This is a genomic window from Aestuariibaculum sp. M13 (assembly GCF_024723255.1).
Taxonomy (GTDB): domain Bacteria; phylum Bacteroidota; class Bacteroidia; order Flavobacteriales; family Flavobacteriaceae; genus Aestuariibaculum; species Aestuariibaculum lutulentum.
This window is the reverse complement of sequence record NZ_JANIAC010000001.1, coordinates 355127-374904: the sequence shown is the minus strand read 5'-3', so window position 1 is coordinate 374904 and position 19778 is coordinate 355127. Positions and strand designations below refer to the sequence as shown.

The window sequence follows — 19778 nt, the reverse complement described above, 5'->3', positions numbered from 1 at the left end:
CATCATGTTGAGAATCTTTAAATATATATTTAAAAAAATACTAATCTATTTTTTGTACTCTCAATATGCGATAAGGTTTGAAGAGGTTCAAGAAGATGTGAGGCAAACACTTAAAACGAGAGGAAGTAAAGTGTTAAATGCTTCATCAAAGAGGCGGTTTGAGCATGCGATGTTATACTACCCCGAATTTGCGTTTATTTTCTTTTGGAGAATAAATAAAAAACCTTGGTATTATTATTTATTTGCTAGAGATTTTCAATGTAAAATATTCAGAAGTACTAAAATTAAAGGAGGATTAATGTGTTATCATCCTTTTGCTACGGTGATTAACGCAAAAGCAATAGGTGAAAATTTTCAATTTAGAAATGGTCTTACTATAGGCAATAAAAATAATGATAACACCCAGTTGCCTATTATAGGTGATAATGTTACAATTGGTGCTAATGCAGTAATTATTGGGGGTATTACCATTGGTGATAATGTTGTTGTAGGAGCTGGAGCTGTGGTGGTTAAAGATGTGCCTTCGAATAGTATAGTAGCAGGAAACCCTGCATGTATTATAAGAACCTTGTCTCATGAGTAAACGTATAAGGATTTTGTTTACAATATCTAATTTTAATACGGCCGGAAGTGGTAAAGTATTGTATGATTTAGTGCGCTACTTAGATAAGGAAGTCTTTGATGTTGCTATAGCTTGTGGGGATAGAAAGGGAACGTTTTTCAAAACAATAGAGAATCTGGGTTTGCCTGTTTATATTTTTGAAACAAAAACAGAATACAGACCCTATTTGACTCTTTTGTTTAGAATTTTAAAAATATCTAGGTTTTATAAAAAACATCAATTTGATTTAATTCATTCTTGGCAATGGAGTAGTGATTGGACAGAGGTTTTAGCAGCAAAACTAATTGGTGTTAAATGGGTATATACCAAAAAAGCTATGGGTTTTAAGAGTAGGCATTGGAAATATAAAAGTTATTTGGCTGATTTTATAATAACCATTAATGATGAAATGCATTCTTATTTTCCTAAAAATAAGAATCAGCGACTTATTCCATTAGGCTTAGACACAGATTATTATAATCCAAACTATTTTGAAAAAAGGAAAAATCCAAATTTTCAATTGGTTACCGTGGCGAATCTGGTTCCAGTTAAGGGGATTGAAGTTTTATTATATGCAGTAAGTCTTTTAAAAGATAATTCGGTGTTATTGAAAATCGTCGGGAGTTCAGATACAGATTATGACTTGTATTTAAAAACACTTTGCGGGAAACTTAATATAAAAAATCAGGTTAGTTTTATTAGTAAACAATTAGATGTGCGGCCATTTATTGCATCGGCAGATCTTTTTGTCATCCCCACTTTAAATAAGGGTAGAAAAGAAGGTATGCCAATGGCGCTGGTGGAAGCAATGAGTATGGGAGTGCCTGTTTTGGGGTCGAATATTACTGGTATTAATTTTGTTCTAAAATCATTTAAAGAATTGCTTTTTGAGGCTGGTAATCCAGAATCTTTAAAAGAAAAAATAATAAGCATCATGGCGTTGAATGAAGTTGAAAGAAGCCAACTAGGGGATGCTTTGAGAGATTATTGCGTAAATCATTTTTCTATTAAAAACTTTGTAACAAATCATGAAATTTTGTATCAAGAACTAATTAGGAAATTGTAATGGTATATAATAAACATCTTGTTATTGTTGGTACAGCTAGAAGTGGTACTAGTTGGCTGAGTGAAACTATAGCAAAGCAGTATAGGTATCGGATGATTTTTGAACCGGAGCATGAATTTCAGACACAACAGGGGCATTTGCTTTGTGACCAATGGATAACGTTAAAGGAAGAGCATCAACAAGCGGATGTTTATTTAAAACGAATATTTGCTAATAGAGTGGATTGCGATTGGATTGCCCAAAACAGTAACCGTCGTTTTAAAAGACATCTGTGGCCATTTGTGCCTAAAAAATATATTATCAAATTTGTTAGGGGTAATTTGTTAGCTTCATATATTGATAAGTGTTTTGGCATACCTGTAGTTCATATGTTACGAAATCCATATGATGTAATATTTTCCCAGAAACAGGTTAATTTTCCTTGGCTATTGGATTTAGATAGGTTTGTAAGTCAACCGAAGTTGGTTCAGCAGATTAAATCACATTTTGGTTATGATATCAGTCAATATCGAAGCCTTTCAGATATAGAGATTTTATGTTTAAGATGGTGTATTGAAAATGTCCTTCCTCTTGAAGTTTTTGATGTTAATGTGACTGCTGTGGATGTAGTGAGATATGAAGCGTTATTTTCTGATATTGAAGTTTTTTTTGATTTGTGTAAAAGACATCATCTGACTCCTGTCGATGAGATTGAAGCTGTTTATAAGTTGCCTTCTACCAAAACACATCCTTCTAAACATACCTTACACAATAAAGAAAATAAAATTTATAAATGGGGAAGTAACGAGTTAAAACAAATAAATAATATTTTAGATGTGTTTGAAACCCAGTTGTATAATAGAATTTAAACTATAGGTGTATGGTATTTAATTCCCTGATTTTTACTGTTTATTTGCCTTTGGTTTTTATACTTTATTGGGGTTTCTTTAAAAAATCATTGGCTTGGCAAAACTCTTTACTTTTATGTGCTAGTTATGTGTTTTATGGATGGTGGGACTGGCGGTTTTTAAGTTTGATTTTATTTAGTACTTTATTAGATTACGGTATTGCTATACAACTATCTAAAGCTAAGGAGTTTCGAAATCGAAAAAGGTATTTGATATTAAGTTTAATTTTGAATTTGAGCTTATTAGGGTTTTTTAAGTATTATAATTTTTTTGTAGACAATTGGATAAAAGCTTGGGGTTTATTAGGCGTTTCTATGTCACATGATACTATGAGTATAATTTTACCAGTTGGCATTAGTTTTTACACTTTTCAAACATTGAGCTATACTATTGATGTTTATAGGAATAGGGTAAAGGCTTCGACTAATATTATACAATTTGCGGCTTATGTATCATTTTTTCCACAACTTGTAGCAGGTCCTATAGAACGAGCGAAAGAATTTTTGCCCCAATTTCAGGTAATAAGGAAGTTTAATGCAAAGTTTGCTTTAAGTGGTGTTAATTTAATGGTTTGGGGACTATTTAAAAAAGTGGTTGTTGCTGATAATTGTGCTTTTTTAGTTAATTCAATATTTAGTCATTCTGAAAACTACAACTCAATGACCTTGTTTTTAGGTGCAGTTTTGTTTTCCCTACAAATATATGGGGATTTTTCTGGGTATTCAGATATGGCTATTGGTATATCTCGTCTGTTTGGGTTTCGATTAATGACCAATTTTAAATTTCCTTATTTTTCTAGGAATATAGCTGAGTTTTGGAGGCGTTGGCATATTTCTTTGTCTACTTGGTTTCGTGATTATTTATATATACCGATGGGAGGATCTAAAGGGAGCTTTTGGAAAAGAATAAGAAATGTTTTTGTAGTGTTTTTAGTAAGTGGGTTTTGGCATGGAGCTAATTGGACTTTTCTTGCTTGGGGAGGGGTGCATGTTTTGTTGTTTTTACCTCTTTTTGCGGTTCAAAAACACAAAACAAATATAGAGACTTCAAGGTTTTCAATAATGCAGGTTTTTAATATAGTTAGTACTTTTTGTTTGGTTACTTTGGCTTGGGTATTTTTTAGATCCGATACAATTGAGAAGGCTTTAGAATTTATGTTGGATATTTTTAAATTTTCAGGAATTTCTTTAAATTATTTTATAAGTACACCGAAATTGTTTTTGTTTAGTATGATTGTTGTAATGAGTAGTGCTGTACTATTGCTTTTTGAATTTTTTGCTGTTCAGAATAATCAGAAAGAGTTGGCTTTATCACCAATTCAAGTTGTTTTTATAGGTGTATTAATTGTGTTTATGGGAGTATTTAAGAATCCAGAAACGTTTATTTATTTTCAGTTTTAATATGAAGGAATTTTTAAGGAGGACAGGTTTGTATCTGCTGTTTTTTTCAATCATAGTAACTGTATTATCGGAGGTAAGTTTGTATCTAATGAGGCAAGCTTCTTTTTATAAACCTTCTTTTGTGGTAAGTGAAGTGAATTTTAATGATTATGATTATATTGTTTTAGGTTCTAGTATAGGATTAACGACACTTAATACTGAAATAATAGATTCCATTACAGGATTTCAAGGGCTTAACCTAAGTATGGATGATACTGGTATTGGCGAGCAATGTTTGATGTTTGAGCATTTTTTAGCAGAAAGAAAAACTACTAAAGTTTGCGTATTGGCAACCAGTGCCGTTAGTCTGAATTCAAAACATCCTGGTTTAAGTACAAATTCATATAGGTTTTTGCCTTTTATAAAACGTGATTATGTAAATGATTTTTTTACGAAAAATCAAAGTTATGAATCTACACTTTTGGAACTTTCCAAATATGCAGCTGTTTTTGGTGTTTCATATTATAATGTTGAAATTTTTTATCCATCCATATTAAGTGCTTTTGAGCCACATAGACATAATAGGTTTGACGATAAAGGAAATTATCATTATCCTGTTGATTTGAATAAGTCACATAAAAAGTTAAATTTTACTAATTGGCCTATACGCTTACAAAATCCTTATTTAAAGCGTTTGAAATCATTGTGTAAAAAGCACAAAGTAAAATTAATGGTTTATATTGCTCCTATAGAGGATCAACAACCAACAACATTAGATTCAGATTATCAGATAACAAATCACAGCACATTACTTAATGATAGTTATTTTTTTTATGATCGTATACATGTTAATTTGGAAGGAAGTAAGCGCGCAAGTTATGCTTTTTCTCCAATTTTAGATAAGTTTATCAAAATGAAAAATGAGTAAAATATTAAAAATAGCTGTTTATTCTGGACAAATTCCCAGTACGACTTTTGTAGAGCGTTTGGTTCTTGGACTTTCTGAGCAAGGACATCATCTGTATTTATTTGGAGTTAAGAATAAGCACTTAAACTATCCTAATCGAATAAGTGTTTTAGGTTATAAAAATTCCCGATTATGTAAGAGTATTTATCTTTTGAAATATTGGCTGCTTTTAAGTTTGTTTAAGTCGAATGATAAAAAACGTTTAGATCGTATATTGAAAAATAGAAAGGATAATAAATTATATACACGTGTTAAATGTTATCCAGTTTTATGGCATCGCCCTGATATTTTTCATGTACAGTGGGCGAAAGGTTTAGCAGATTGGATATGGGTTCAGGATTTCGGTATGCAGTTAGTGTTAAGTCTTAGGGGGGCTCATATAAATTATTCACCCATAACTAATACCAAATTAGCTACTATTTATAGGGAGTTATTTCCACAGGTGGATAGTTTTCATGCTGTTTCTAAAGAAATAGCTAAAGAAGCGATAAAGTATGGAGCTTCATTTCCTAAAATTAGGGTGGTTTATAGTGGACTTCCTCTGAATGAATGGCCTTATCAAGAGAAAAAGGCATTAAATCATTCATTAAAAATTCTATCAGTGGGTCGTTCACATTGGATAAAGGGGTATGATTATGCTTTGGATACTATGAAAGTATTAGATGATCAGGGATTTAATTATCATTATACAATTATAGGTGTAGAAAATAATGAAGAACTGCTTTTTCAACGATACAGACTTAATTTGGAGAATAGAGTCTCTTTCTGTTCTAAAAAGGACTATGAAGAAATTGTTACAGCTATTCAGGCCGCTGATGTGTTATTATTGCCTAGTTTAAAAGAAGGTCTTCCCAATGTGGTATTGGAGGCAATGGCTTTGGGGACTTTGGTTGTAAGTACACTTTGTGGAGGAGTAAGTGAAGTAATTACGCATTGTGAATCGGGGTATTTGGTTCCTGTTCGAGACATTCCGGCCTTAGCTGAGACTATAAAACTAGTGAAAGATCTGTCTATTTCAGATTATCATGACATTACCCGACAGGCTAGAATTGTAATTGAACAAAATCATGAAAACACACATATGGTGTCAGGAATGGTAAAATTGTATAGGAAAAAAGAGGATTAGATCATATGAAAATAGGATTGGTATTGGCATTGGCACCAGGTTATTCTGAAACATTTTTTAGAACAAAAATAAAGGGACTGCAAGAATCTGGACATAAGGTAGTCTTGTTTTGTAACTCAGATAAAGTTGGTTTTGATTTATGTGAGATTCAGTCTTTTCCTAAGCGAGATTCCTTGGTATTGCTACAGGTGGGAAGATTAATTCTTGAGTATATAAGTTTATTGCCTTTTGCTAATCGTGTAATACGGTTTATTAGGGAAGAAAGGGAGCATAAAATTACTTGGAGGGCTATTTTTAAACGAATCTATCAAAATTCACCTATTTTAAGATCTGATTTGGATTGGTTACATTTTGGGTTTGGTACACTTGCTTTGGGAAGAGAATCTTTAGGAAAAGCAATTGGAGCTAATACAGCTGTGAGTTTTAGGGGATTTGATATTAGTATTTATCCATTAAAGAATCCTGGATGTTATACGAGGTTATGGCAGTATGTAGATAAAGTACATGTTATATCAGAGGATATAAAACAATTGATTTATGATAATGGTTTTTCTAATGAGGCTCCTGTAGTGAAAATTACACCGGCAATAAATATTGATTTGTTTTGCGAAAATGAAATATCAACGTATTTAGAATATCCTATAAAATTGGTGACAGTCTCCCGATTGCATTGGATAAAGGGCTTGGTTTATATCTTAGAGGCCTTAGCTATTTTAAAGTTACAAGGCTTAAAATTTCAATATACCATTATTGGGGAGGGACCTGAATTAGAACGATTGAAATATATAACCCATCAATTGAAACTTGAAGATGAAGTTGTGTTTTTTGGAAAATTTGAACATTCTGAAGTAAAGAATTATCTTCGAAAATCTGATATTTATGTACAGTACAGTTTACATGAGGGGTTTTGCAATGCGGTTTTGGAAGCACAGGCAATAGGGTTATTATGTGTTGTGAGTGATGCTGGAGGTCTTTCTGAAAATGTGTTAAATGGGATAACTGGTTGGGTTGTTCCTAAAGGAGATAGCATTTGTCTTGCTAAGGCAATAAATAATGTGATTACTTTGCCAGAAGACACTTTATATGCAATAAAAAAAGTAGCGAGAAATAGAATACAAAAAGATTTTAATGTAACTAATCAAAATGATGCTTTTTTAGCATTTTATAACCAGAATCTTAAAAAAATATAGATGCTATTTAAGTTTTTAAAATACCTACAACCTACACATTATTTTTCTTTGCCTCATAGGTTAGGATATTCCGTATTTCCTAAAATTTCAGCCATGCCTCAATCAATTTTGAAGCAGTTAAATTATGATAGTCAGTATTCTAATTCTGTTTCGGTTGATTATGATTTGTCATGGCAAGCCATCCAAAAAGGCTATATAGGAGAGGCAGAAACTTATAAAGAGTTTGAAAATCTTCCTATTATTGATAATTATAGGTTTATTAGAAAGTATTTTAGTCCAGTTTGGGTATTTTATGTTTTGTTTTTGCGTATTCTTTTGCTTTGTAATCCATATGAAGAATTACGAGCCTATATTAAAACTTTCAGAGTTAAGCGATTAAAATATCAAGAAACTCCTTTGCAGTATTCAGATTATAATGGGTATGACTTTCCTTTGTTAAAAGAAGCTCCATTTATAAGTGTTATTATACCTACTCTAAATAGGTATGATTATTTGAAGGTTGTACTAAAGGATTTTGAAAGTCAGGATTATTCTAATTTTGAAATTATAGTTGTTGACCAATCAGAACCATTTGATTTGACTTTTTATAGGGAATTTAATTTGAATATTAGGGTAATTCATCAAATGGAAAAGGCTTTATGGTTAGCACGAAATACTGCTATAAAAGTATCAGAAGGAGAGATAATTGCTTTATCGGAGGATGATGTGCGTATTCAATCTGATTGGTTGTCCCAACATATAAAATGTTTAGATTATTTTAAGTCTCAGGTTTCAGCAGGGGTTTTTTATCCATTAGGATATCAATTGCCAAAAGAACGCTCCTATTTTGCTAAATCAGCTCAGTTTGCTACAGGGAATGCAATGCTTTATAAAAATGTATTTCAGAAAGTTGGTCTTTTTGACAGACAATTTGAAAAACAACGCATGGGGGACGGTGAGTTTGGAATGCGTTTATATTTAGAAGGTGTAAAAAGTGTGTCTAATCCCTTGGCTTCATGTGTCGATATTAAAGCCAATGTGGGGGGGCTTCGGGAATTGGGAAGCTGGGATGCCTTTAGACCCAAGAAGTGGTTTGCACCAAGACCTATACCAAGTGTATTGTATTTTTATAGACGTTATTTTGGGAATACGGCTGCGTGTTATGCGTTGTTACGAACGGTTCCCATGTCTGTATTACCCTATCGTTTTAAGAAGAATAAGCCACTTCTTGTTTTTGGGGTGATTTTAACCGTACTGTTTTTCCCTTTTGTTTGTGGTCAGGTATTCTGGTCGTGGTGTTTATCTAGTAAAAAGTTGAAAGAAGGTCCATTAATTGAACATCTATAGTGAAAGAAAAGCCTAAACATATACTTCTTGTAACTTCAGAGTTCCCTCCGCAACCCGGAGGCATAGGAGTGCATGCCTTACATTTAGCTGGTGCTTTGGTGAAAGAAGGGTATAAAGTATCTGTTGTTACGGATCAGCGTTCAGATGAAGGTCTGGAAGAAGCTAAATTTGATACCAATTTAAGTTTTTCTGTATACAGGATAAAAAAGTATTCCATACGTACTTTAATGTATGTTAATAGAGTTTTGAAAGTTATTCAATTGCTTAAATCAGCCGATTATGTAATTGCTTCGGGTAAATTTTCTCTGTGGAATGTGGCATTCTGTAATGGGTTTAATAAACGTTTTAGTCTGGCTGTTTTGCATGGTACTGAAGTGAATTTACCACAAGGAATTTCTAGGAAATTGGTAGATGCCGCTTTAAAACAATTTGATAAAGTAGTGGCGGTTTCTAATTATACTAAACAACTGGTGGCACACTTAAATATGGATGTTGCCATTATTCCAAATGGTATAGACTTGGCAAGGTGGCAGACCTTTGAAAAAGGAGAGTTTGCATTGCATGGCTTTCCTAAACTAATAACGGTGGGGCGTATAAGTGAGCGTAAAGGCCAGGTGGAGGTAGTGAAATTATTGCCTGAACTTTTAGAAACCTTTCCTAATCTGCATTACCATTGTGTAGGTATAGATACAGAAGGCGGTCATGTAAAATCATTAGTTCAACAATCAGGATTAGATGCTCATGTCTCTTTACATGGGGTGTTGGAACAAAATCAATTGAAAAGTTATCTGGCACAGAGTGATATATTCATCATGCTGAGCAAACCCGGAGAAAAGGGAGATGTGGAAGGTTTTGGAATTGCGATATTAGAAGCCAATGCCTTGGGTGTTCCTGCTATTGGGGCTTATGGGACTGGGGTTGAAGATGCCATTTTAGAAAGGAAATCTGGAGGATTGATACACTTGGGGGATGCAAAAGAGTTAAAGAAGCTTTTAAAGAATATTTTAGATCATAAAAAAAGTTATAAGCAAGGTGTCGAGGACTGGGCGAAAGAGCATGACTGGAAAAGTATAGTTAAACAATATACAGCCTTATTACCATGAAGCAGTTAACTATTATTTCTCATACTGAGCATTATATAAAGACTGATGGTCAACTCGTGGGTTTTGGAGCCACAGTAACCGAAATTAATCAATTGTTAGAGGTTTTTGATAAGATTGTACATGTTGCTGTATTGCATCACGATTCCCCGCCAGAAAGTGCTTTGCCTTATCAGTCCGATGCTATTCGTTTTGTCGCTGTACCTGCGGTTGGTGGTAAAAGATTTTCTGATAAATTTAAGGTAATTTTGAAGGCTCCAAAAATTTTAAGAACCATTCGGCATAGCTTGAAGGGAAGTACGCACTTTCAATTTAGAGCCCCCACGGGTATGGGAGTATATGTTATTCCGTATTTCATGTTTTTTTGTTCTAAATCAGGATGGTTTAAATATGCCGGAAACTGGAAACAAGAGCAGGCCCCTTTAGCATATAGATTTCAGAAATGGTTACTGAAACAACAAAACAGAAAAGTAACTATTAATGGACAGTGGGCAGATCAGCCTGATCAATGTGTATCTTTCGAAAATCCGTGCTTAACAGAGCAGGAACTTCAGGAAGGACTTCTTGTTCGTAGAGAAAAGCAAAAGCCAGAAATGGGAATTTCCTTGTGTTTTGTAGGGCGTTTAGAAACGGCAAAGGGCTTTTATTTGTTTCTGGAAAGTTTAAATGCATTATCTGAAGGTTTTAAAGGTCTGATAAATACCGTGCATATTGTAGGGGAAATGAAAGACGATTTTTCTAAAAATAGTTTAGCTGTTTTAGGAGTTTCTTTAAACTATCATGGGACTTTGCCAAGATATGAGCTTCATGACATTTATAAACAATGTCATTTTATTGTCCTGCCATCTAAATCGGAAGGCTTTCCAAAAGTTATTTCAGAAGCTTTAAATTTTGGCTGTGTTCCTGTGGTGTCTGATGTTTCTGCTATAGGGCAATACATTAAAGATGGTGAACAGGGGATATTAATTCAGGAGTTAACGCAAGCTTGTTTGGTATCAAAACTGGAAGCCTGCTTGAGAATGAATGTTAAGAGATTTACAGATTTGATAGCTCAGGATGAATCCTTTTATCATCAGTTTTCATATATGCACTATAATCAACGCATTTTAAAAGATGTTTTAACTTAACCATGATTGAGTTTTAAAAGAAATTATATATTTACTTTTTAGAGAAAATTTTTTGAGACTAAAGGATAAACATATACAATTGATATTGCTCCATATAATCATAGGAGTACTGGTGTATTTTAATGAAGGTCTGGCAAAGCTTTATTTTTTATCGGTAGTTGGCTATTATCTCATTAGAATCATAAATGCATCAAAAAAAGATAAGAGCATTGAGGTGTTGTGTGCTTGCGCTTATATAATGGGAGCAGAGGTGTTTTTAAGGATGAACTATGGTACCTTTTTTTATGAGGCTAGTAAGTATTTAGTCATTTTATTTTCGGTGATGGGGCTGTTTTATAAAGGGTTCCGACTCCATGCTATTCCTTATGTGTTTTATTTACTGCTTCTCATTCCTGGTATTTATGTATCGATGTACGCTTTGAATGTTAGTGTAAACTTAAGGAAAGCTGTAGCTTTTAATTTAAGTGGACCCGTATGTCTAGGGGTATCCGCATTATTTTGTTTTGGTGTTAGCATTACTAAACTTCAATTGCAACGCCTTATAAATTCAGTGCTTTATCCTTTAGTAGCTATGCTGTTTTATGTTATTTTTTATAACCCGGATGTGTCGCAAGTTGTTCATGGCACGGGTTCTAATTCTATTACCTCAGGTGGTTTCGGACCTAATCAGGTAGCTACAGTTCTGGGTTTGGGGGCTTTTTTTATGGCTGTAAGATTTTTTGTTTTTACCAATACTCGCTTCCTTCGGTATGTTGATTTGTTTTTTGTATTATTATTTTCCTTTCGAGCTGTTGTAACTTTTAGTAGAGGAGGAGTTCTTACGGCAGTTATTATGTTGGCTTGTTTTTTATTTTTCCAGTTTAAGTTTATGAATAAAAGTAAACGGAGTCATATGCTGGTTTCTTTAATATTATTTTCATGTATTATTTTAGGCACTTGGGTTTATTCTTCTATTCAAACAAATGGTTTAATAGAGCGTCGTTATGCTAATGAAGATGCTCGCGGAATTGAAAAAGGAGATATTACTACAGGTCGTGTTTATTTATTTCAGCAGGAAATAAAGGAATTTTTTGATAACCCGTTCTTAGGTGTGGGAGTCGGACGGATTAAAGATATCAGATTTCAGGAAACCGGTATTCAGGCAGCATCTCATAATGAAATGAGTCGAATCATTGCCGAACATGGTTTACTCGGTATTCTGGCATTTTCAATTTTACTTCTTACGCCCTTAGTGTTCCGAACAAGAGATAGAAGTAATTTGCTGTTTTTCTCTTTTTATTTTTTCTGGTTTTTAACCATAAACCATTCGTCCATGCGTATTGCTGCGCCGGCCTTTATTTATGCTTTAAGTTTATTACATATTAAACATGATCAACCTAGTTTACATAGGGAACAAATTAAATAACACCAAAGCGACGGTGACGTCCATTGATGTTTTGGGACCTTTGTTAGAGGATGAAGGGTTTCATATAAATTACGCGTCCAGTATATCGAATAAAGGACTTCGGTTTTTTGATATGGTTTTTACGGTAGTGAAACACCGAAAGTCTACTGATTATGTGTTGATTGATACCTACAGCACACTTAATTTTTATTATGCCTATGTTATTAGTCAATTGTGTAGGGTATTGAAACTAAAATGTATTCCTGTTTTGCATGGAGGGAATTTACCAGACCGGTTAATAAAGAATCCTAAAATGTGTCAGTCGATTTTCAATCATGCGTTTAAAAATGTCGCACCGTCGCAGTATTTAAAGTCGAGGTTTGAAAATGAAGGCTATTCCAATATTTTAAATATCCCGAACAGCATCAACATAGAAGCTTATAGGTTTCAACAGCGAACTATTGATACGATTCATCTGCTTTGGGTACGTGCCTTTGATAAAATCTACAACCCCTTGTTGGCCATCGATGTTTTAAAAGCATTACAGGATCGTGGAGAACCAGCAACCTTAACCATGGTCGGACCTGATAAGGACGGAACCTTGCAACAGGCTATAGATTATGCAGATAAATTAGGGGTAACCGTGAATTTTACCGGTAAACTGGAAAAGGAAGAATGGATTAAATTATCACAACAGTGTAATGTGTTTATGAATACCACGAATTTCGATAATATGCCTGTGAGTGTTATTGAGGCTATGGCTCTGGGATTACCTGTGGTGTCTACTAATGTAGGCGGGATGCCTTTTTTAATTGAAGATGAACAGGATGGGATTCTGGTGCTACCAAATTCGGTTAAAGCTTTCGTGGAAGCGATTATGAGTTTAAAGAATGATTCTAATTTCACAAAAAAAATCACATTAAATGCACGTAAAAAGGTTGAACAGTATGATTGGGAAGTAGTTAAAAGTTTGTGGCTTAGTTTGTTGGTTTAAACAGTGTTTCATTCAATAAACTTGCTATCTTTACACTATCTCAAATCATGACCTACATAGAAAATGTTCAAAGGTGGAGTACATTTTAATATATCAGAGCGCAAGGTGTTATTGCGTTTGGTTGATGTTGCCTCAATATTGTTCGTGTTGTGCTTTGTAAGTAGTACCTTCAGTTTTGATTATTTTACCATTTCCGAAGACCGCTGGCGTTGGGTATTTGTATTGATTCTTTACATTAGTATTTTCGGGACGATTTTTGAACTGTACGATTTAAAAAAGTCCAGTAAGTTGGATAAGATTTTTACCAGTATCGTTTTTACGGTATCCACAACGGTATTGTTTTATTTTTTAACACCTTTTTTCACGCCGGAACTCCCTAATAATAGATTGCAGATTCTTTACTTTTATTTTTCTATACTGTTTGCTTTACTGGTATGGCGCTGGGTCTATTTAACATTTATTGTGTCGCCCAGGTTTTTTAAACAAGTGTTGGTAGTAGGTGAGGTTTCGGATCTGGATGCCATCATTGATGTTTTTAAACAATCAGATCCGAATTATAAGATTTCGGGGTTTGTAAATTGTGAAACAGGAAAAAAAATATCCTTATCCCATGAAGATGTCATGGAATATCAAACACACGAAATTATAGAAGTCGTGAAACGGGAAGGGATTATGGAGATTGTGGTGGTTAGTTATAAGCCCGACACGATCACACCTGAGGTTTATCAATCCTTGATAACCTTACTGGAATCTGGTTTTCCGGTTCGTGAGTATACTCAGGTGTATGAAGATATGACCTACCGCGTTCCTGTTCAGTTTATAGGTAAAGATTTTTATAAGTATTTCCCATTCAGCCGGAACAATCAAAACCGTTTATACCGTTTTTTTCAACGGGTGTTTGATATTGTTATTTCAGTTGTTGGTCTTTTGTTAAGTCTTATTTTTGTGCCTTTTATAGTTTTAGGAAACCTTATCGCTAATCGGGGGCCGTTATTTTATACTCAGGAACGTGTAGGAATGAATGGTAAGGTGTTTAAAATCATTAAGTACAGAACCATGGTTAAGGATGCGGAAGCCAATGGGGCTGTGTGGGCAGTGAAAAAAGATGGGCGTATTACACCTTTCGGACGTTTTTTAAGACATTCTCGGTTAGATGAAATACCACAGTTTATTAATGTATTGTTAGGGGATATGAGTTTTATTGGCCCCAGACCTGAACGTCCTGTGTTCGTCAAGCAATTATCGGAAGTCTTACCGTTTTATGAAACGCGCCACATGATTAAACCCGGATTAACCGGCTGGGCACAGGTGAAAACACGATACGGCTCATCGTTGGACGACAGTTTGTTAAAACTGCAATATGACCTGTATTATATAAAACACCGTAGTTTATTTCTGGATATCAACATCATGATAAAAACCTTAACCACCGTTATTTTCTTTAGAGGTCAGTAATGCTAGGTACAAAAATTAAAAGTGCTAGTTGTTAAACAACATACAACACCATAACAATTCTCGACTCACGTTTCAAGCCCACACCCCACTGTCATTCCACACTAGATGCGGAATCCATTTATTTTAAATCTTACAGGTTACAGCAAACAAGACTTCGGCCTATGCTTTATTTTGTAGTAAGATCAGTTTTAAGGAGTTGTAAAGGCAGAGGAGCATGGCCTAGCAGAGCGATTGCCATGCGCAGGCAAAGCCTTAAAACCAGAGATTCAAGAAATAAATCATTAGCCTAGATTTTTTTGTTACTTTTTTTTAGCAATGAATAAAAGTAAGGAGAATAATGAACTAGAGAAGTAAATCATCTGTTTAAAATAGTAGCACAAACTACGACTTAACAACTTATGACTAATGTTTCACCTCTCAACTCTCACGACTTATACTTATCAAATACACATACCTAACAAGCAATGCAATTAATAACGGAATTAATCCAATAGTGAAGACCTGCACACCAATAATCCAGTGAAGTGTTAACAGGCACAACAAAATCACTAATAGCTTCAAATACTTAACAAACCAAACGCTGGGTTGAGTTTTTACTAACTGACCAACAACAAAAACATTGAATGCAAAAGCCCAGAGCAAGTTATAATTCTGATGGGTTCCAGTATGGTCGGTAGCAAACCAAAGCAGTAAAAGAAGAATACCAACAATGCCGGTTACAGAAAATAGAATAACATCCAGCCATTGACTTCTTTTATTAGTTTTTTTATCCTTATAGGTGATGTATAAAATGAAAATAGCAAGAATACCAAATACAAACAACGGACTTGTAAAAAAGGTGGTTGCTTCTGGTGTTTCAATCTTAGTATAGATGATTCTGCTGTCTTTCACCAAAGGTTTGTTGTTTACCGTAGCGACTTCAAAAAAACGGTAGATGTTTTCGGGTAAAAACATATGGTCTTCGGCAGGAGCCTGTTGGTCAATAACCGAGCCTAAAGCCACATTAATACCAAAACTTCCCCAGGAATTAGCCTTTAAGTTATTGTTGATTAAGGTTCGGAAGCTGGCATCTTTAAAATCTTCAGGTTTATGAAATTCAATAGTGTTGTTTAATGCAATATTGGCAACGTCTTTTATTTTGGTAGCGCAGTTGTCGTAAAAGAAATCGTAAAGGTAACGTCTGTTAGCTGGCTTGATATTATTTTGAAGGAAATCGAAGAGCTTTTGTTTTTCAGAAGCGTTTAAGTTTAAAATCTGTTCTTTAATGCTTCGGTTTTGAGATATATAGGCATTGTAAAAGTCTTCATAATAATTCATGCCACACAAATAATTCAACTTCCCTTGCGCAAACTTTAGGTAGAAATGCGGCGTGTTAAAATCATAAATACCATAGTTAAACACGAAGTCAATCCCTTTAATAGGATCTTTTACTCGAAACCCGCTATGACCAAAGGAATCGTTTAATAAAGTGCCCGGGCCAATGGTTAAAACACTAATTTCGGCACGTTCAGAAAGTTGTTTGGATTGCGCAAAGCTTAGCTGGGTTATAGCGAAAATGATAAGGGAGTAAAGAAAGTGTTTCATCAATTTATTCTTGTTTATAGACTGATACGTGGTAACTAAAAGCCCGTTATGGGCTTATCTAAAGATACTAAAATCGAGTTTTAATGAAAACACATTAGAGTATAAAGCCACACTTTGGTCGCCAATATCGGTAAACGCATAATCAACCTGAATGCCGTTGTATTTAAAACCAACACCAAAACTTGGCTGAAAGCTTAATTGCTCGGTATCGTCTATTTGCAATTCATTTTGGAAATTACCCACGCCACCTCGTAAATACACCATATCGATATAACCAAACTCAAACCCGAATGCCGGATTAACACTGGCAAACGATGATGAAATGATGTCGTTGTTTTCTTCAAAACGTACATTTAAATTCGCTGCCGCCAATAAAGTGTAATCGTAATTAAAGGTGAACAGTTTAGAAACCCCTAATTGTAATTTCGGAATAGTAATTTCAGTTGTTTCGGGTAATTCCTGGTTCTGACCTTCAACCGCATCCTGAACTTTTTTAAATTCATCTTCATCAATCGCCCAGGCATTAAATGTGGTGGTAATATCGCGGGCCATCAACCCGAATTTCCAGTTGCTGTCGGTTTCAAATTGAACGCCGGCATCAAAACCAAACCCCCACGACGATGCAAAGTCTCCAATGATTCTGCGAATCACTTTAGCATTGATACCATAATTTAAACCTTCAACAGGCAACGCTCGCGCATACGAAAAAGTTAAGGCGTAATCGGCAGTAGAAAACAAACTGATGCGATCGTAATTAATATTGCCTTGTTCGTCAATTAGCTGTGTGGTATTTAAAATATCATCAACAGCAAAGCGAATTAAGGAAACAGCAAAAGCACTTTGGTTATCTATAGGTTTGGCAAAAGCCGCATAGTCATAATTGGCAATATTGGCAAAATAGCTGGAGTGCATTAATGCCATCTGGTTGTCTTCAAGTTTAAGTAGCCCTGCAGGATTCCAGTAGCCCGAATTCACGTCGGCAGAATGTGACGTTACGGCATTACTCATACCTAAAGCCGCTGCATCAACACCAATATTCATAAACTCGTTAGAATATTTTCTAACCGTCTGGCTGAAGATGGAGGCCGTAATAAAACAAAACAGGACAGTAAGGGATGTTCTCAACCGCAAATTTTTTTTACAAAGATGCATATTATTTATAATCTTTTAAAACTTGAAAATGGATTAGATATTGTTTTAGACGAAAATTGTTTGCTATTTTTACCGAAACAAAACACCTTTTATGAAGAAACACATCCCAAATGCTTTAACGCTTCTTAATTTATTCTGCGGAAGTATTGCCGTGATTTATGCTGTTAACGATAATTTTTCATCGGCTGCCTTATTTGTGTTTTTAGGGATTTTCTTCGACTTTTTCGACGGATTTGCAGCACGAAAACTAGGGGTGTCCAGCGAATTGGGCTTACAGCTGGATTCTCTTGCCGATATGGTAACCAGTGGCGTGGTTCCGGGAATTGTGATGTATAAAATGCTGGAGTTAACTCAGGAGAAATCGCTGGTCATGCAGGTGCTTCATGATTGGAATTCAGATATAGAGTTAACCGGTTTTAAGTTATCGGCTTTACCGTTGATTGGTTTGTGTATTACACTGGCTTCTGCCTATCGATTGGCAAAATTTAATTTAGACGACGAACAGAAAACCTATTTTAAAGGCTTGCCAACACCGGCAAATACGCTTTTAATTGTGTCTTTACCGCTTATTCTGGAATTTCAGAATAGTGATGCTATTAATAGTATCATTATCAATAAATGGTTTTTAATCGGGTTGACGTCCTTAAGCTGTTATTTATTGAATTCTAATATTAAATTATTTGCTCTAAAGTTTAAAGACTTTAGTTTTAAGGCAAATGCATTGCGTTATACCTTCATTATACTTTGTGTGGTGTTATTAATTGTGCTTCAATATGCGGCTATTCCATTAATCATATTAACCTATATTTTGTTATCCTTATGGGATAATGCAACTTCAAAATAACTTTCTTTTAAACTCAGAATTAATTTTATGGCCTCAGGTTTTTTCGCATTATTAGACGATATCGCTGCATTAATGGATGATGTAGTGGTAATGAGTAAAATTACAACCAAAAAAACGGCGGGCATCTTAGGTGATGACCTGGCAGTAAATGCCGAAAAAGCCACCGGATTTGTATCGTCCAGAGAGTTACCGGTATTATGGGCGATTACAAAAGGATCGTTTTTAAATAAACTGATTATTCTGCCAATTGCTTTTTTATTAAGTACGTTTTTACCCTGGGCGGTAACACTTATTTTAATATTAGGTGGTGTTTATCTGGCGTATGAAGGCGTTGAAAAAGTTATGGAATATTTTTTTCCGCATGAACATAAAGTTGAAACTGTAAGTCATGAAGATTTATCGCCGGAGGAGCAGTTGAAAGCGGAGCAGAAGAAGGTAAAATCGGCGATATTTACAGATTTCATCTTGTCGGTAGAGATTGTGATTATCGCTTTAGGAACCGTTTTAGGAGAACCTTTGGTGTTTCAGGTAATCGTAGTTTCAATTGTAGCCATTATTGCAACGATTGGGGTTTATGGCATTGTTGCACTTATTGTTAGAATGGATGATATGGGGTTTGCTTTGATTCAAAAAAGTGACGATCAAAAGGGACTGTTATTTAATGTGGGAAATGTTCTGGTAAAAGCCTTACCGATAGTGATTAAGAGTTTATCGGTCATAGGAACCATTGCCTTGCTTTTAGTTGCAGGTGGGATATTTACACATAATATTGAAGCCTTGCATCATGTTGCAGAATCGATTCCTGCATTTATTAAGGATTTTGCAATCGGTATTGTTGTTGGATTGTTGGCTTTGTTGGTGGTGAAAGTGTTCAGTAAGATTATTAAGAACTTGAAAAAGCAATAAAGATCAAACCTAGATAGGCTTAACCCGTTTCTTTCGAGTCGCTATTTTTTAAATGTCGCTTCGCTTTTTTTAGACTTTCGTTTAGCATCCATTCTATTTGTCCGTTGGTGCTACGAAATTCGTCTGAAGCCCATTTTTCAATAGCTTTGAGCATATCCTCATTAATTCGCAATGCGAAAGCTTTTTTTTTAGACATAGTTATATTTTATTTGAGTACTTGGCAATAACAATGTTGGCATCATTTTGCTTTTGTGTTCCTATGAGTATCTTTTTGTCGGTTTTAAGGATTAACTGAATACCTATATCTCCGGAAACATTAATAGCCAGCCCATTCCTTTTTCCAAAAATGCTTCCTGATTTTAAACCCCAGCCGCCATATTCAGTTAGGGCATTATATTTTCTGGTTTTGGCTTGTTTGATGTTTTCCCAAAGTATGGTTTTCATTTTTAAGTGAAAAGGGAAAAATTGATAATGAATTCCAATATGGTCAATCCTTGTTTTTAATTTAAATATAAATATGAATCCACAGGCTATTAAAACAAGGATAATATGACTTACGTATTTATTAAGAGGGATGTTGCCCTTAAAAAAACCATCGGTTATTATTATAATTGAAATAATTGCAGAAATACTTAACAACAGGATTAGCCAAGTTTGTGTAAACCGTTGTTCTTCTTCAAAAACTCTCAT

At 34.6% G+C, this 19778-nt stretch carries 19 protein-coding genes; 15 read left to right on the top strand and 4 right to left on the bottom strand.

Annotation, left to right across the window (positions count from 1 at the left end; genetic code table 11):
- The first annotated feature begins 52 nt into the window (after positions 1 to 52).
- From NO995_RS01565 to NO995_RS01505, 13 genes are all read left to right on the top strand, one after another.
- The gene (locus tag NO995_RS01565) at positions 53 to 583 is read left to right on the top strand and encodes a DapH/DapD/GlmU-related protein (RefSeq protein ID WP_258226007.1); all 531 of its coding nucleotides are present in this window, start codon (positions 53 to 55) and stop codon (positions 581 to 583) included.
- Positions 576 to 1667 carry a glycosyltransferase family 4 protein gene (locus NO995_RS01560; protein ID WP_258226006.1) on the top strand — a complete coding sequence of 364 codons (1092 nt, stop codon included), beginning with the start codon at positions 576 to 578 and terminating at the stop codon, positions 1665 to 1667. Before NO995_RS01565 ends, NO995_RS01560 begins: the two co-directional genes overlap by 8 nt.
- Positions 1667 to 2515: a sulfotransferase family protein gene (locus NO995_RS01555; protein ID WP_258226005.1), complete on the top strand. Its 849-nt coding sequence runs from the start codon at positions 1667 to 1669 to the stop codon at positions 2513 to 2515. The genes NO995_RS01560 and NO995_RS01555 overlap by 1 nt, the downstream gene beginning before the upstream one ends.
- 11 nt (positions 2516 to 2526) lie before the next feature.
- Positions 2527 to 3954, top strand: a complete 1428-nt coding sequence (locus NO995_RS01550; protein ID WP_258226004.1) for an MBOAT family protein — start codon at positions 2527 to 2529, stop codon at positions 3952 to 3954.
- Positions 3955 to 4042: 88 nt separating this feature from the next.
- Positions 4043 to 4861: a hypothetical protein gene (locus NO995_RS01545; protein WP_258226003.1), complete on the top strand. Its 819-nt coding sequence runs from the start codon at positions 4043 to 4045 to the stop codon at positions 4859 to 4861.
- Positions 4854 to 6026 (top strand): glycosyltransferase family 4 protein, encoded by a 1173-nt coding sequence (locus tag NO995_RS01540; RefSeq protein ID WP_258226002.1) that lies wholly within the window; start codon positions 4854 to 4856, stop codon positions 6024 to 6026. Before NO995_RS01545 ends, NO995_RS01540 begins: the two co-directional genes overlap by 8 nt.
- A 5-nt stretch (positions 6027 to 6031) precedes the next feature.
- Positions 6032 to 7216, top strand: coding sequence for a glycosyltransferase (locus NO995_RS01535; protein ID WP_258226001.1), 1185 nt, complete (start codon positions 6032 to 6034; stop codon positions 7214 to 7216).
- A gap of 93 nt (positions 7217 to 7309) precedes the next feature.
- The gene (locus tag NO995_RS01530; RefSeq protein ID WP_258226000.1) at positions 7310 to 8542 is read left to right on the top strand and encodes a glycosyltransferase family 2 protein; all 1233 of its coding nucleotides are present in this window, start codon (positions 7310 to 7312) and stop codon (positions 8540 to 8542) included.
- Positions 8542 to 9645 (top strand): glycosyltransferase family 4 protein, encoded by a 1104-nt coding sequence (locus NO995_RS01525; protein WP_258225999.1) that lies wholly within the window; start codon positions 8542 to 8544, stop codon positions 9643 to 9645. Before NO995_RS01530 ends, NO995_RS01525 begins: the two co-directional genes overlap by 1 nt.
- A complete protein-coding gene (locus NO995_RS01520; protein WP_258225998.1) occupies positions 9642 to 10769 on the top strand; it encodes a glycosyltransferase family 4 protein in 1128 nt (375 codons plus the stop codon). The genes NO995_RS01525 and NO995_RS01520 overlap by 4 nt, the downstream gene beginning before the upstream one ends.
- 85 nt (positions 10770 to 10854) lie before the next feature.
- Entirely contained in the window at positions 10855 to 12174 is a 1320-nt protein-coding gene (locus NO995_RS01515; protein WP_258225997.1) for an O-antigen ligase, read from the top strand.
- Positions 12137 to 13147, top strand: a complete 1011-nt coding sequence (locus NO995_RS01510; RefSeq protein ID WP_258225996.1) for a glycosyltransferase family 4 protein — start codon at positions 12137 to 12139, stop codon at positions 13145 to 13147. The genes NO995_RS01515 and NO995_RS01510 overlap by 38 nt, the downstream gene beginning before the upstream one ends.
- 63 nt (positions 13148 to 13210) lie before the next feature.
- Positions 13211 to 14602, top strand: a complete 1392-nt coding sequence (locus tag NO995_RS01505; protein ID WP_258225995.1) for a sugar transferase — start codon at positions 13211 to 13213, stop codon at positions 14600 to 14602.
- 417 nt (positions 14603 to 15019) lie between these two features.
- Here NO995_RS01505 and NO995_RS01500 read toward each other — a convergent pair whose 3' ends face one another.
- Together NO995_RS01500 and NO995_RS01495 are read right to left on the bottom strand one after the other, a co-directional pair.
- Positions 15020 to 16186 (bottom strand): DUF4105 domain-containing protein, encoded by a 1167-nt coding sequence (locus NO995_RS01500; protein WP_258225994.1) that lies wholly within the window; start codon positions 16184 to 16186, stop codon positions 15020 to 15022.
- Positions 16187 to 16240: 54 nt separating this feature from the next.
- Positions 16241 to 17227 carry a PorV/PorQ family protein gene (locus NO995_RS01495; protein ID WP_240572664.1) on the bottom strand — a complete coding sequence of 329 codons (987 nt, stop codon included), beginning with the start codon at positions 17225 to 17227 and terminating at the stop codon, positions 16241 to 16243.
- 202 nt (positions 17228 to 17429) lie between these two features.
- On the opposite strand from NO995_RS01495, the gene NO995_RS01490 reads away from it, so the two are divergent.
- Together NO995_RS01490 and NO995_RS01485 are read left to right on the top strand one after the other, a co-directional pair.
- Positions 17430 to 18182 (top strand): phosphatidylcholine/phosphatidylserine synthase, encoded by a 753-nt coding sequence (locus NO995_RS01490; RefSeq protein ID WP_258225993.1) that lies wholly within the window; start codon positions 17430 to 17432, stop codon positions 18180 to 18182.
- A gap of 27 nt (positions 18183 to 18209) precedes the next feature.
- Positions 18210 to 19088: a DUF808 domain-containing protein gene (locus tag NO995_RS01485; RefSeq protein ID WP_258225992.1), complete on the top strand. Its 879-nt coding sequence runs from the start codon at positions 18210 to 18212 to the stop codon at positions 19086 to 19088.
- Between the two features lie 19 nt (positions 19089 to 19107).
- On the opposite strand, the gene NO995_RS01480 is transcribed toward NO995_RS01485, so the two are convergent.
- Positions 19108 to 19284 carry an Arc family DNA-binding protein gene (locus NO995_RS01480; RefSeq protein ID WP_240571483.1) on the bottom strand — a complete coding sequence of 59 codons (177 nt, stop codon included), beginning with the start codon at positions 19282 to 19284 and terminating at the stop codon, positions 19108 to 19110.
- Between the two features lie 2 nt (positions 19285 to 19286).
- Positions 19287 to 19778, bottom strand: coding sequence for a hypothetical protein (locus tag NO995_RS01475; RefSeq protein WP_258225991.1), 492 nt, complete (start codon positions 19776 to 19778; stop codon positions 19287 to 19289).